Source organism: Myroides pelagicus, assembly GCF_009711055.1.
GTDB classification, from domain to species: domain Bacteria; phylum Bacteroidota; class Bacteroidia; order Flavobacteriales; family Flavobacteriaceae; genus Flavobacterium; species Flavobacterium pelagicum.
The window spans coordinates 104244-118538 of the sequence record NZ_WMJY01000005.1 but is presented as its reverse complement, the minus strand read 5'-3'; the positions used below and the strand labels follow the sequence as shown (position 1 = coordinate 118538).

The 14295-nt window shown below is 35.1% G+C and carries 13 protein-coding genes; all 13 read right to left on the bottom strand.

All coding sequences use genetic code 11. The features are described from left to right. Positions 1-2: 2 nt before the first annotated feature. Positions 3-563, bottom strand: a complete 561-nt coding sequence (locus tag GJV77_RS03795; RefSeq protein WP_155035023.1) for an anthranilate synthase component II — start codon at positions 561-563, stop codon at positions 3-5. A 2-nt stretch (positions 564-565) separates the two neighbouring features. Further along, positions 566-1954: an anthranilate synthase component I family protein gene (locus tag GJV77_RS03790; RefSeq protein WP_155035022.1), complete on the bottom strand. Its 1389-nt coding sequence runs from the start codon at positions 1952-1954 to the stop codon at positions 566-568. Positions 1955-2875: 921 nt separating this feature from the next. Further along, complete coding sequence (locus GJV77_RS03785; protein ID WP_155035021.1) at positions 2876-4252, bottom strand: NADH-quinone oxidoreductase subunit N; 1377 nt, start codon at positions 4250-4252, stop codon at positions 2876-2878. A gap of 54 nt (positions 4253-4306) precedes the next feature. After that, entirely contained in the window at positions 4307-5740 is a 1434-nt protein-coding gene (locus GJV77_RS03780) for a complex I subunit 4 family protein (protein WP_155035020.1), read from the bottom strand. Between the two features lie 9 nt (positions 5741-5749). Then, positions 5750-7633 (bottom strand): NADH-quinone oxidoreductase subunit L, encoded by a 1884-nt coding sequence (gene nuoL, locus GJV77_RS03775; RefSeq protein ID WP_155035019.1) that lies wholly within the window; start codon positions 7631-7633, stop codon positions 5750-5752. Between the two features lie 6 nt (positions 7634-7639). After that, positions 7640-7960 carry an NADH-quinone oxidoreductase subunit NuoK gene (gene nuoK / locus GJV77_RS03770; RefSeq protein ID WP_155035018.1) on the bottom strand — a complete coding sequence of 107 codons (321 nt, stop codon included), beginning with the start codon at positions 7958-7960 and terminating at the stop codon, positions 7640-7642. A 2-nt stretch (positions 7961-7962) separates the two neighbouring features. Continuing rightward, positions 7963-8478 (bottom strand): NADH-quinone oxidoreductase subunit J family protein, encoded by a 516-nt coding sequence (locus tag GJV77_RS03765; RefSeq protein ID WP_155035017.1) that lies wholly within the window; start codon positions 8476-8478, stop codon positions 7963-7965. Between the two features lie 2 nt (positions 8479-8480). After that, the gene (locus GJV77_RS03760) at positions 8481-9026 is read right to left on the bottom strand and encodes a NuoI/complex I 23 kDa subunit family protein (RefSeq protein ID WP_155035016.1); all 546 of its coding nucleotides are present in this window, start codon (positions 9024-9026) and stop codon (positions 8481-8483) included. 7 nt (positions 9027-9033) lie between these two features. Further along, a complete protein-coding gene (gene nuoH, locus GJV77_RS03755) occupies positions 9034-10065 on the bottom strand; it encodes an NADH-quinone oxidoreductase subunit NuoH (RefSeq protein WP_155035015.1) in 1032 nt (343 codons plus the stop codon). 11 nt (positions 10066-10076) lie between these two features. After that, positions 10077-11102, bottom strand: coding sequence for a 2Fe-2S iron-sulfur cluster-binding protein (locus GJV77_RS03750; RefSeq protein ID WP_155035014.1), 1026 nt, complete (start codon positions 11100-11102; stop codon positions 10077-10079). Positions 11103-11143: 41 nt separating this feature from the next. After that, entirely contained in the window at positions 11144-12502 is a 1359-nt protein-coding gene (nuoF, locus tag GJV77_RS03745; RefSeq protein ID WP_155035013.1) for an NADH-quinone oxidoreductase subunit NuoF, read from the bottom strand. A gap of 4 nt (positions 12503-12506) precedes the next feature. Then, positions 12507-13037 carry an NADH-quinone oxidoreductase subunit NuoE family protein gene (locus tag GJV77_RS03740; protein ID WP_155035012.1) on the bottom strand — a complete coding sequence of 177 codons (531 nt, stop codon included), beginning with the start codon at positions 13035-13037 and terminating at the stop codon, positions 12507-12509. 4 nt (positions 13038-13041) lie between these two features. After that, positions 13042-14277, bottom strand: coding sequence for an NADH-quinone oxidoreductase subunit D (locus GJV77_RS03735; protein WP_155035011.1), 1236 nt, complete (start codon positions 14275-14277; stop codon positions 13042-13044). Positions 14278-14295 lie beyond the last annotated feature (18 nt).

Genomic DNA, 14295 nt, shown 5'->3' with positions numbered 1-14295 from the left:
ACTTAATTGTTTAACCAGTTTGTAATCATTTTTTTTCCTTCCACAGTCAGTATGGACTCGGGGTGAAACTGCAAACCTCTAATGTTTAATTCTCTGTGTTTGTAGGCCATAACGTTTCCTTCGTCATCATAAGCTGTTACTATGATTTCATCAGGAGGTGTATCAACCACCCAAGAGTGATAATGTGCTATAGGTGTGTGATTAGAGACTCCATCAAATAATATATCGTGTTCCACAATGTTTATCTTACTCGAGATACCGTGAAACGGTTCTGCTAATTGTTTCAATTGCATTCCCATATATTGACCCAAGGCTTGATGACCTAAGCAGATACCCAATATATCTTTGCTTTTAGCATAGGTGTGAATAACCTCCATTAGTTGACCTGCTTCATGAGGTATTCCAGGACCTGGTGATAATAGAATTTTGTCGTATTGATTAATATCTTGAATTGTTAGTTGATCATTTCTGATGACATCTACTTGATGGTCTGCCTGTTCTTTGATTATGTATATCAAGTTATAGACAAAAGAATCGTAATTATCGATGACTAGTATTTTCATATTTATAGATCTTGTGCTTTAGTAATAGCTGTTCGGACAGCCTTTAATTTGTTGTTTATTTCTGCTAGCTCTGAAGCGGTATTGGATTTAGTTACTATTCCACAACCTGCTTGATATTGCAATTCATTGTTTTGGCTGACAACTGAGCGAATAAATATGGCTTGATTCATCTCTCCGTTTAACTTTAAGACGCCTACTGCTCCACCATATAGTCCACGATTTGTCGTTTCATACTGGTCTATTAATTCCATTGCTTTGTATTTTGGTGCTCCCGAAAGTGTCCCAGCAGGAAATGTGTCTTTGAAGATTTCTATTGGGTTATAACCTTGTTCGAGGCTTCCACTGACCTTAGATACTAAGTGAATAACATGAGAATAGTATTCTACTTGTTTGAGTTTCTCAATTGTTACACATTGACTATGCTTGCTGAGATCGTTTCTAGCTAAATCAACGAGCATGATATGTTCTGCGTTTTCCTTTGGATCATTAGCTAGTTCATTGGCAATTTCTTTATCTTTATCTGCTTCTCCACTGCGAAGGAAAGTTCCTGCTATAGGATTGATATATGCCTTGTTATTGCGAATTACTAATTGAGCTTCTGGAGAAGATCCAAAGATCTTGAAGTTTCCATAGTCAAAGTAGAATAGGTAAGGGGAGGGGTTAATAGAACGTAGTGTTCGATATACATTGAATTCGTCTCCAGCGAATTTCTGTTTGAATTGGCGTGAGAGTACAAGTTGAAAAACATCACCTCTAAAACAATGTTGTTTCCCTTTTTCAATAAGTGATAAAAACTCCTCGTCTGTATTCGATGTTAATTCATCATAGGTCGTCTTAAAGTTGAAAGTTGCAGGGGTTTGTCCTTTTAGTATTTCAAGTAATGCTGGTAAGTGTGATTCTTCCTCTGCTAATTTATGCTCTACTAAGTATAATTCTGTATTGAAATGATTGAAAATAATTATGTACTTAAAAAAGTGGTATTGCACTAATGGCAAATCAGAGGTATTGGGCTTAAATGTTATTGATTCAAGCAGAGGAATACTATCATAAGAAGTATAGCCAAAGACCCCTGTATTTAGGAAATCAATTCCACTATTGTTTTCCACTTGTATAGTTTTTAGAAATTGATGGAGTTGTTCAGTCAGATCTTTCTCTCTGGTTTGAAACTGCTCTTTTTGTCCATTGGTGTGTTGTATGCTTGTTATATTTTTATCTGCAACGTATGATGCTATAGGATTTAATCCTATAAACGAAAAGCTGTTGTCATGTGAGCTATAATCTGAGCTTTCTAATAGAAAGCTATTCGGATATTTATCTCTTAGTTTTAGATATAATTCAACTGGTGTATAGGTATCACCAATCATCTTTTTGTAATTGATTGTAAATTTCATGTCTAATAAGTTTAGTATGGATAGATAAAACGAGAAAAGCCTACTGGGGTTACCAGTAGGCTTTTCTTATGTAGTTATAATATTGTTTTACTTCAAAATAGGAAGGATTATCTCAATACACACCATAGCCAACTGAACCCAAGATTGGATTTAGAAAGCCACCACCAGTTTGTATTTAAGATTGAAATGTTCATTTTCTCCTGAATATGTTTGGCTAAATTAGTAAAAAAACTTATTTAGCAAATAGTTTGAATAAATTTTTTTATAAATAAATATTTCTCGATAACTTTTCAAGTTAAGTTTTAAATGTTATCCTAATGGTTTAGGTGGAAAAAAATAAAGTTTTTTAAAACGATAGACCTTTATTGTTTATCTGTTGGAAAAGACGATTTACTTTATTTAGTTGGAGATTTTTCACATATTTCTTTATTACATCGTAGGGCAATGCATTTAAAGACCTTTTTTGCACTGCTAAAGGCAAGAGAATATGCTATCAAAGCGATCGAATAATTTAAACAATCTTTTACTTCAGTTTTATTTAAAAGTAATATAGGCTACAGTGATTGATAATGTCATTAGATGTGTCTTTTGTCCATTCCTTCTTGACCTATAGTTGCAGAATACGTGCAGTTTCCTTGCCAAGAAGCTACCTGTGGGCTAGTAAACTGCACGAATACTGCACGTATAGCAGAAGCTTGGCAACAAAAACTATTTATGAGACATTTTTATGAGTTAAAACAAGTAACATAGCTTCAAATTAGCTCGATCTCCGTTTAGTTTCATACTAGAAATTTACAAAAAAAGCAATCTTTTTTTGAGATATACAAATAACTAATTTATCTTTTTTTCTTAAATGCATTGGAATAGGGTGCAAAAAAAAGCTGTCCTATTGGACAGCTTTTTAATTTGGTGTTTTATATATTATTTGAATAGACCTAATAAGATAGAAGGGCATAACCCAATAATGATGTTAATCAATACTGCAGCTATACCGACAACTTTATAGGAAAGAGGCACGGTAATTTGTGTTTCTTCTGTCACTTCATTTTGAGTGTACATCGTAACGATTACTTTCAAATAGTAGTAGATACTGATAAAAGAGTTGATAACCCCAAAAATGACTAAAGTAATAAAGCCATTATCTACTGCTTGTGAGAATAAGAAAAATTTACCAAAGAAACCTGCAAAGATAGGGATACCTCCCATTGACAATAAGGATACTGATAGAACTAAAGCCATTATAGGGCTTCTTTTTCCTAAACCACTGAACTGTTGAATAAGTTGGTTGTCTTTTCCTTTTGTTACGGCTAATACCACAGTAAAAGCTCCGATACCTGCTACTGCATAAGCGGCTGCGTAATAGAATAAGTTAGATGCTGATGTGCTTAGTGCAGTAAGGGCCATCATCATAAAACCAGCATGTGAAATTCCCGAATACGCTAGTAAGCGTTTCATATCGTCTTGACGCAACGCTATGATGTTACCTACTGACATTGTTAGAATAGTAATAACTACAATCGCTGTAGTATAACCTTCAGGCATTTGTCTAAGTAAGTGAAAACTCAATTTGTATAACGTAGCTACTGCTGCTACTTTGACTAATGTACTCATCATTGCAGTTGTCAATGTAGGTGCTCCTTGATATACATCTGGTGCCCAGAAGTGGAAAGGTACAGCTGCTATTTTAAATAGCATACCTACAATAATCATTACTACACCCAAGGAATACCAGATTGGTAGTGTACCTTGAGAGGTAATAGTGATAATTTCTGCAATATCGAATGATGAGGTTGCTCCATATACTAAAGCAATTCCAAAAAGAACAATACCAGAAGCAAATGATCCTAATAGGAAATACTTCATTGCAGCTTCGTTACTTTTAATATTTGTTCGATCTGATCCACAAAGGATATATAAAGTGATTGATAAAATTTCAAGTCCTAAGAAGAACATTGCCATATTACCAAAACAGACCATGCAGATAGCTCCCATAAGTAAAAATAATTTCAAGGAAATATAATCTGCTATCTTCGAAAATTGTGTCTGATAAAAGTCTTTACTTAATGCAACTAAGAAAATGGTTAGTGCAATAAATAAAGAGGTAAAAGCATTTGAGAATTTCTTAGTTATAAACATATTGTTATAATAAGAAACTTCTACATCGATATGACAAACTGTGTAGCCTAAAATCCCTAATAAACCAACGATGGTCATTGGAATAACAAGTTTACGCAGATTGATGATTTCTGCTATAAGTACTAAAACCGCTAATACTCCAATTGCTATTAATGTATTCATTTGTGATAATTTGGAATTAAGGGAGCTTATTAACAATAAGCTCCTTATATTTTATTACTTAATGTATGAGACGATTTCTACTAATGAAGGTGTGATTAAATCAGCTATTGGTTTAGGATAAATACCTAAAAAGATGATAGCAATAGCTAATATACCCAATATAGCACTTTCTCTAGTTGTAAGATCAGCAAATACTATTGTGTTTGTTTCTCCTAACATCGCTTTTTGGAACATTCTAAGCATATAAAAGGCTCCAAATATGATAGTAGTACCTCCAACGATAGCATACCAAATATTCACCTGAGAAAGTCCAAAAAGAAGGTTAAACTCTCCAATAAAGCTGAATGTACCTGGTAAACCAATTGAAGCAAACATTAAAATCATGAAAGCGGAAGCGAATTTAGGTGCTTGTTGACGAATTCCTCCCATTTCTCCAATCATGCGAGTTTGGTATCTTTTGTAGATAATTTCACCTACGTAAAATAGGCCTACAATAACAAATCCATGGGCAATCATCTGTAGTACCGCACCTTTAAGACCATCTAATGTCAAGGTGTATGCACCTGCTGCAATCAGCCCAACGTGAGCTAAAGAGGAGTAAGCAAAGAAACGTTTGATGTTTGCTTGCTTTAGCGCTACAATAGAACCATAAACTACACCGATAAGTGCTAATATGATAACTGTAGGCATTATTTCTTTAGCGGCAGAAGGCGTGATTGGTAATTGCCAACGAATGATAGAGTACAATCCCATTTTTAGCATAATACCAGCTAATAACATTGTTCCTACTGTGGGAGCTTTTTCATATGTACTCGCTTGCCAAGTGTGGAAAGGGAATATCGGAATCTTAATTGCATAAGCTAAGAAGAAAGCTAAGAATACCCAATACTCTTCAGTACTTGATAACTGTGCATTGTATAAGTCGTGTAGTAGAAAGCTACCTGTTTTTGTATATAGATAAATAAAACCTAATAGCATAAACAGAGACCCTGCAAATGTATAAATGAAGAATTTGAATATTACATTCTTTCTTATTTCAAAAGTGTCATTACCCCATAACAAAGCTAGAAAATAGATTGGCAATAGAGACAATTCCCAGAAGATATAGTATAAAAATCCATCCGCAGCAAGGAAAGTACCTGTCATGGCAAAGCACATAAACATGACTAGTGCGTAGAAGGTATTCGACTTTTCGATGTGATCACCAAATGATGAGAAAATGATGATAGGTGTTAATGCTGTTGTTAGCAATGTCAAGGCTAATGCTAATCCATCTGCTTTTAGTGCAATATGAATGTTTGGATTAGCTATCCATTGCGTCATATAACCAGCGTCTGTTCCTGCATTATGTTGGCAGATTAAAGCAATAGTTTCTACAAAAGCAACTAATCCGAAGAAAAGAGCAACTTTTGCAGCTGGTTTTTTACCTGATAAATAGGTCGCTATTGCACCAACTAATAATGTTAATAAAAGTATAGTTACGTTCATCTCTCTTAATTATCTAGCAATGAATAAATAGTAAAATAATATACAGATACCAAATACAAAGGCAAATAGGTAAAGACCAATGTTTCCATTTTGTGCTTTTTTACCTTGTAATGATAACTCATCTGCAATTTTTCCAAGTCCTAAAACTGTTCCTGATAAAGCAACTTCAACAAAATCTCTGAAGAATGTAGCGATAACATAAATAGGTTTTACGAAAATAACCATATAGATTTCATCGATATAGTATTTGTTGTATAGTACTTTGTGGAAACCAGTGATTTTTTCGTCTTCTTGAGGTACTTCCGAATTCTTGATATACTTGTAGAAAGCCCATCCTAATCCAATTAAGAAACCTGCAGTAGCTAAAGCCATTAAAATATAGGCTTCTGTACCTAATTCATGTGCTTTACCAGTGCTCTTCACAATGATAGGTTGCAAATAGTGATTTAACCAATTGCTACCAGGTAAATTAATAGCTCCTCCAACAATAGAGAAGAAAGCTAATATGATCAATGGTAAAGTCATTGATAAAGGACTTTCGTGTAGGTGATTCTTTTGTTCTTGTGATCCTCTGAATCCTTTTTTGAAAGTTAGAAATACCAATCTGAACATGTAGAATGCCGTCATAATTGAAGCAATAGAACCTACAATGTATAAGAATTTATTGTTTTCGAAAGCGACCATTAAAATTTCATCTTTCGAGAAGAATCCAGAAAGAAAAGGAAATCCTGAAATAGCTGCAGTAGCAATTAGGAAAGTAATGTAAGTCACTTTCATGTATTTGTCTAAACCACCCATTCTTCTCATATCTTGCTCTCCACCCATAGCATGGATTACAGATCCAGAACCTAAGAATAGACAAGCTTTAAAGAATGCATGAGTAATTACGTGAAAAACTGCAATTTCATATGCTCCAAAACCAATAGCCATAAACATTAGACCTAGTTGGGAAACAGTTGAATAGGCTAAAACCTTTTTAATATCATTTTGCACAAGACCAATTGAGGCAGCAAACAATGAAGTAAATGCACCAACGATAGCGATTGTGTTTTGAACTAATGGAGCAAGATCAAATACAAAGTTTAATCGTGTGATTAAGAAAATACCTGCAGTTACCATCGTAGCAGCATGAATAAGTGCTGATACTGGCGTAGGTCCTGCCATTGCATCTGGTAACCAAGTATAAAGTGGAATTTGTGCACTTTTACCAACAGCACCGATAAAAATAGCAAGAGCTGCAAATCCAATCCAAGTATTGATCTGATGATTTGTTCCAGTTGCTAAAGCTTCTTTGATAGTCATATAATCTAATGACTGGAATAAAAAGGCTAAAATGAATACACCAATTAAGAAACCTAAATCTCCAATACGGTTCATAATGAAAGCTTTTTTGGCAGCATCATTATAGTCTTGGTTTTTATGCCAAAAACCAATTAATAGGTAAGAGCACAGTCCTACACCTTCCCAACCGATAAAAGTAATCAATAGGTTACTTCCTGCTACAAGAACAATCATGAAGAAAATGAAAAGGTTTAAATAACCAAAGAACTTTGCGTAGTTCTCATCTCCTTTCATGTAGCTAGTAGAGTAAAGGTGAATCAATGTACCAATTCCAGTGACGAAGAGTAACCATAATAGAGATAGTTGATCTAATAAAAAACCAAAGGAGATAGTAAATCTATCTACGGCAATCCATTCGAACAAGTCTCCTTGTATGGCAACTTTTGTACTGTTTACTTGTACAAAAGCGATAACAGTAACGATAAATGAAATTAAAACAGCTATAGTAGCGATAATTCCTGAACCATTACCTAATTTTTTTCCGAAGAAAATATTAACTAAAGACCCAATCAAAGGGACTAATAATAAAAGTAAAATTACGTTTGTATCCATGCGGAATTATCCTTTTAAGTTTTTTAATTTATCTATATCAATTGATCCAATATTTCTGTAAATCGTTACCAAAATAGCAAGTCCTACTGCAACTTCAGCAGCGGCTACAGCCATGGTAAAGAAAACAAAAACTTGTCCTTCTGCATCTTGATGAAAGGTGGAAAAAGCGACTAATAACATATTAGCCGAGTTTAACATAATCTCAATGCACATGAACATGACAATTGCATTTCTTCTATATAATATACCCAATACTCCAATACAGAATAAGATGATAGATAGGTATATGTATTTTTCAATACCGATGATTTCAATTACATTTTCCATAATTATGCTTCTTTTTCGGTTTTATCTTTCTTTGATATTAGTACAGCACCAATCATTGCAAGTAATAATAACACAGCTACCATTTCAAATGGCATCACGTATTCGTTTAATAGGACTTTACCTAAAACACTTACTGATTGAAAGTCCTCTCCTGTTGAGCTGTATTCAATGTTGTATGCTTGGTTTCCACGCATAACGATAGTTAGCATTAAAATTCCAACTAGACAGAAAGCTACGGTTGCTACAAGTTTTGTAAAGAAAGGTTTAGATACTTCATGACTAATATTAAGGTTCATAAGCATGATCGTAAACAGCATTAAGATCATAATGGCACCTGAATAGACCATAATATGAACCATACCTAAGAACTGAGAGTTTAATAGGATATAGTGACCTGCTAGTGAAAAGAAACTAACAACTAACCATAAAGCACTATGTATAGGATTTTTGCTCAAGACTGTTAAAGTCGCACTTCCGAGTGTAATGGTCGAAAGGATGTAAAATAAAATTTCTATCATGATTAAGCTTGATTCTGTTGTTTAGTATTTTCTATAGCCATTTCTAGCGGCATAACTAATTTGTCTTTACCAAATATGAAGTTTTCACGACTAACATCTGCTTTAGCAATTTGTTTTGACTTTGTTAGGTAAATTGCCTGTTTCGGACAAGCTTCTTCACAAAGTCCACAAAAAATACATCTAAGCATGTTGATTTCATAGATCTCAGCATATTTTTCTTCTCTATATAAGTGTAGTTCATCTGCTGTACGCTCGGCTGCTTTCATTGTAATTGCTTCTGCAGGACAAGATAAAGCACAAAGACCACAAGCAGTACAACGCTCTCTTCCTTCTTCATCGCGCATAAGCATATGGCGACCGCGATAGACATCACTAAAAGGACGTGTTTGCTCAGGGTATGAGATTGTTACCTTTTTCTTAAACATATGTTTCAAGGTAACCATCATTCCTTTGAAGATTGCTACTAAATATATGCGTTCCGACCAAGTCAATTTTTTATCAGAGACTGTCTTCTTTCTTCCAGATAGTGAATATGTATTTGATGACATGTTTAATCTATTTTAAAAGTAAAATTACTACTGCTGTCACTACTAGGTTTAGTAATGCTAATGGAATTAATGTTTTCCATCCTAGGTTCATTAATTGGTCATAACGGAAACGAGGTAGAGTCCAACGTACCCACATAAATACAAATATGAAGAAACATATTTTGACGAATAAGGCTATAATACCTAATACGTTACCAATGTTTATTCCCCAGTTTTCTATAACCCAAGACATTCCTGGGTAGTTGTACGCTCCGAAGTACAATACTGACATGATTGTTGCAGAAATGAATAGGTTAGCGTATTCAGCGAATAGGTAGAATCCCATTTTCATTGAAGAATATTCCGTGTGGAATCCTCCAATAAGCTCTTGTTCACACTCGGCTAAGTCAAAAGGAGCCCTATTGGTCTCTGCGAACGAACAAATGATGAAAATTAAGAAACCGATTGGTTGGTAGAAAATATTCCAATTCATTCCACTTTGCTGTAAAGCAATTTCACGTAAGCTAAGTGTTTGCGTCATTAATAACAAGGCGATTAATGATAATCCCATTGCGATCTCATACGAAATCATTTGTGAAGCTGCACGAATACCACTCATTAAAGAGTACTTGTTATTCGAAGCCCATGCCCCAATCATGATACCGTAAACACCAACTGATAAAACAGCAAGGATATATAACACACCTACATTCAAATCAGCTGCTTGTAAGATTATATCTCTTCCAAACAGGTGGAATTTATCTCCCCAAGGAATAACAGCACTTGTCATTAATGCTAAAGTCATTGACAAGAATGGCCCAAATTTGAACAAGAATTTATTAGGAGTATTAGGTTCATACTCTTCTTTAGCAAATAATTTTAGACCATCGGCTAATGGTTGTAATAAACCACCTTTACCTGCACGGTTAGGACCTAAACGGTCTTGTATCCACGCAGCAATTTTACGTTCTGCTAACGTAGCATACATCGCCATTAACATTGTCACTGCAAATACGACAATGATAATAACCGCTTTATCTATAATAATAGTTTTATCCATTCTGAGCTGATTTATTCTTTAGATTCGTGTTCAGTGTAAGGAATAGCTTTCATACTAATCTTATTGCGGTCTTGTTCACGACCTTCTACGATTTGTTTTTCAGTATTCAATACTACTTTGTCTAACTTAGTTGTGTAATTGTTCTGATTGATAACAGAGAATTTTTCAAATTTTCTAGGACCTTCAATTATCCAATCTTTAGGGTCTTTATGGTCAAATCTACATGAATTACAGATGAACTCTTCTACTTCGTGAAATTCATCTTTGCGTGCAGTTACTCTTTGAATTTCTTCTCCAAACATCCATAGCGTAACTTTTCCAGAACATGTAGGACAGTTTCTGTGAGCATTATATGGTTTGTTGAACCAGACACGTGATTTGAATCGAAACGTTTTATCAGTCAAAGCTCCTACAGGACATACATCAATCATATTTCCTGAAAATTCATTATCTATCGCAGTAGAAATGTATGTGGAAATCTGGGCATGTTCACCACGGCCACAAACTCCGTGAACACGCTTGTCTGTTAGTTGCTCAGCTGTTTTAACACAGCGATAACACAGAATACAACGGTTCATGTGTAATTGAATATTTTCTCCTATATTTTCAGGAGCAAAAGTTCTCTTGTCCTCTTTGAATCGCTTTTGTTCTTTACCGTGATTGAATGCTAAGTTTTGTAAATCACATTCACCTGCTTGATCACATACAGGGCAATCTAATGGGTGATTGATTAATAAAAACTCAGTAACTGCCTTACGTGCTTCTAGTACTCTTGGGGAAGTGATACTTTTTACTTCCATGCCATCCATAACTCCTGTCTTACAAGAAGCCATTAGTTTTGGCATAGGGCGTGGATCAGCTTCACTACCTTTAGATACTTCCACTAAACATGCTCTACATTTTCCTCCTGTACCTTCTAATTTAGAATAATAGCACATTGCTGGAGGTACTGATTCACCTCCAATCATTCTTGCTGCTTGTAGAATGGATGTTCCTGGTTCTACTTCTATTTCATGTCCGTCTATAGTAACTTTCATAAACTGTGCTTTGTTTAAGCTGAGTATTTAGTCAGCGTATATTATTTATTAATCAAGTGTTTTACTGTAGAAAAAGGTTCATTGACAAAGTGATCTCTGTTTTTGACTTTTTCTGGGTATAAAACGTGATATTCAAACTCTTCTCTAAAGTGTCTTATGGCTGCTGCAACAGGCCATGCCGCTGCATCTCCCAAAGGACAAATAGTATTACCTTCAATATTGCTTTGGATATTCCATAATAGATCAATATCTTCCATAGTACCATTACCTATTTCGATACGATGTAATATCTTCTCTAACCATCCAGTACCTTCACGACAAGGCGAACATTGCCCACAGCTTTCGTGTGCATAGAATCGGGCAAAGTTCCATGTGTTTCTTACAATACAAGCAGTATCATTGTATACAATAAAACCTCCTGAACCAAGCATAGAACCTGTTTCGAAACCTCCATCAGATAATGATTCATATGTCATTAAACGATCTTCACCATTAGCGGTTTTATAAATAAGGTGAGCTGGTAAGATAGGTACAGATGACCCTCCAGGGACTAATGCTTTTATTGGTCGATCATCGATCATTCCACCACAGTATTCATCAGAATTAATGAATTCATGAACTGTGATTCCCATTTCAATTTCGTATACGCCAGGTTTTCTGATATGACCTGAAGCAGAGATAAGTTTAGTGCCAGCAGATCTTCCTAGGCCTAATTTTGAGTAAGCTTCTCCTGAGTTGTTTACTATCCATGGTACATTAGAGATTGACTCAACATTGTTTACCACAGTAGGGTTACCCCATAATCCACTAACCGCAGGGAATGGAGGTTTTATACGGGGGTTACCTCTTTTTCCTTCTAATGATTCAATTAATGCTGTTTCTTCTCCACAAATATAGGCTCCAGCACCACAATGCACGTGTAAGTCTAAAGAATAATCTGTTCCTAGAATATTTTTACCAAGCCATCCAGCTGCATAAGCTTCTTTGATTGCTCTTTCTAAAATTTTGAATACCCACATATATTCTCCACGAATATAGATGTATGAAAGGTTTGCTCCTAAAGCATAACTTGCAGTAATCATTCCTTCAATTAATAAGTGAGGAATGTGTTCCATTAAATATCTGTCTTTAAAAGTACCTGGTTCTGATTCATCGGCATTACAAACTAAGTGTCTTGGTTTACCCGATTTCTTGTCAATGAAACTCCATTTTAGTCCTACAGGGAATCCTGCTCCTCCACGACCTCTTAATCCAGAAGCTTTTACTTCCTCAGTGATTGCATCAGGAGTCATTTCTTTTAAAGCTTTTTCTACTGAAGCATACCCTCCATTTTGACGGTAAACTTCATAGGACTTTATCCCTGGAATATTGATTTTGTCTAATAATATTTTTGTTGCCATATTACTATTTGTCGTGAAGAATTATTTTACCAGCTTTACAATCTTCGATGATTTGATCTATTTTTTCTCTTGTCAGATGTTCTTTGTAGAAATCTCCTAATTGCATCATTGGAGCATATCCACAAGCACCTAAACATTGAACACCTACTACTGAGAACATTCCATCAGGTGTAGTTTCACCTGGAGCAATACCTAGTTTTTCGCAAGCGTATTCCATCATGTCATCAGCACCTCTGATGCCACAACATGAAGTTAAGCAGAATTCAAACATATATTTACCTACTGGTTTTTGGTTGTACATTGTGTAGAAGGTAACTACTTCATATACTTCAATAGGTGTTATGTTTAATATTTCTGCTACTTTGTCCATTAATTCAGCACTTAACCAATTGTCATGAGCATCTTGTACTTCATGTAGAACTGGTAATAAGGCTGATTTACTTTTATCAGCAGGGTAGTGGCTAATCAACTCATCAATGCGTGACTGCAACTCTGGTGTGATATTTATGTTTTGTTTGTATTTTTTAACTTCCATAATTTTAAGCGTCTAATTCTCCTGCGATAATATTCAAACTTGATAAAGTAATAATTGCGTCTGACAGCATTCCTCCTCTAACAATATCATTATATGCTTGGTATATGATAAAACAAGGTCTTCTGAAGTGTAAGCGATAGGGTGTTCTACTTCCATCAGTTATTAAGTAGAAACCGAGTTCTCCGTTTCCAGCTTCTACTGGATGATATAGTTCTGTGACAGGCACAGGAACTTCCCCCATGATTATTTTGAAGTGATAGATTAGCGCTTCCATATTTGTGTAAACATCTTCTTTCGGTGGTAGATAGTAATCAGGAACATCAGCGTGGTATGGACCTTCAGGCATTTTATCAATAGCCTGTCTGATTATCTTCATACTTTCCCAAATCTCCGCATTACGAACACAGAATCTATCATAACAGTCTCCATTTGTTCCTACTGGAATTTCAAATTCAAAATCTTCATATGAACAATATGGAGTAGCTACTCGAACGTCATAATCGACACCAGCAGCTCTTAAGTTTGGACCTGTAAAGCCAAAGTTAATAGCTTCCTCAGCGCTGATTCCTCCAACGTTGATTGTTCTATCCATGAATATTCTATTTCGGGTAAGTAGTCCTTCAAATTCGCTCCAAATAGCAGGGAATTCAGCTAAGAATTCTTCAATAAGTTGCCATACTTTTGGACTCCAATCTCTTTCAAATCCACCGATTCTACCCATATTTGTAGTTAGACGAGCTCCGCTAATCTCTTCAAATATTTCGTATATTTTTTCCCTGTATTGGAATACATATAGGAATCCGGTAAGTGCTCCTGTATCTACACCCATTACTGAGCTACATATAATATGATCTGCAATACGCGCTAGTTCCATAATGATAACTCGCATGTACTGTACGCGTTTTGGTATTTCAATACCTAGAGCTTTTTCTACAGTCATCCACCATGCTGTATTATTGATAGGCGATGAACAATAGTTTAAACGATCCGTTAATACATTGATTTGATAGAATGGTCTGTTTTCAGCAATCTTTTCAAATGCTCTGTGAATATATCCAACAGTTCCTTCACCATCAATAACTTTTTCTCCATCTAATAAAATGATATTTTGGAAGATACCGTGAGTTGCTGGATGCGTTGGACCTAAGTTCAAAATCTGTAGTTCTGTACCATCTTCTTGGAACTTCTCTTCAATAAGCTTAGCATAACGCTCCTCTGGAGGTAATAATAAGTTTGACATAATAATACTTTCTTTTAC

Excerpts from the sequence above, each read along its gene's own strand:
- GJV77_RS03795 (WP_155035023.1), bottom strand. The coding sequence starts at position 563 with ATGAAAATACTAGTCATCGATAATTACGATTCTTTTGTCTATAACTTG.
- GJV77_RS03790 (WP_155035022.1), bottom strand. The coding sequence starts at position 1,954 with ATGAAATTTACAATCAATTACAAAAAGATGATTGGTGATACCTATACA.
- GJV77_RS03785 (WP_155035021.1), bottom strand. The coding sequence starts at position 4,252 with ATGAATACATTAATAGCAATTGGAGTATTAGCGGTTTTAGTACTTATA.
- GJV77_RS03780 (WP_155035020.1), bottom strand. The coding sequence starts at position 5,740 with ATGAACGTAACTATACTTTTATTAACATTATTAGTTGGTGCAATAGCG.
- nuoL (WP_155035019.1), bottom strand. The coding sequence starts at position 7,633 with ATGGATACAAACGTAATTTTACTTTTATTATTAGTCCCTTTGATTGGG.
- nuoK (WP_155035018.1), bottom strand. The coding sequence starts at position 7,960 with ATGGAAAATGTAATTGAAATCATCGGTATTGAAAAATACATATACCTA.
- GJV77_RS03765 (WP_155035017.1), bottom strand. The coding sequence starts at position 8,478 with ATGATAGAAATTTTATTTTACATCCTTTCGACCATTACACTCGGAAGT.
- GJV77_RS03760 (WP_155035016.1), bottom strand. The coding sequence starts at position 9,026 with ATGTCATCAAATACATATTCACTATCTGGAAGAAAGAAGACAGTCTCT.
- nuoH (WP_155035015.1), bottom strand. The coding sequence starts at position 10,065 with ATGGATAAAACTATTATTATAGATAAAGCGGTTATTATCATTGTCGTA.
- GJV77_RS03750 (WP_155035014.1), bottom strand. The coding sequence starts at position 11,102 with ATGAAAGTTACTATAGACGGACATGAAATAGAAGTAGAACCAGGAACA.
- nuoF (WP_155035013.1), bottom strand. The coding sequence starts at position 12,502 with ATGGCAACAAAAATATTATTAGACAAAATCAATATTCCAGGGATAAAG.
- GJV77_RS03740 (WP_155035012.1), bottom strand. The coding sequence starts at position 13,037 with ATGGAAGTTAAAAAATACAAACAAAACATAAATATCACACCAGAGTTG.
- GJV77_RS03735 (WP_155035011.1), bottom strand. The coding sequence starts at position 14,277 with ATGTCAAACTTATTATTACCTCCAGAGGAGCGTTATGCTAAGCTTATT.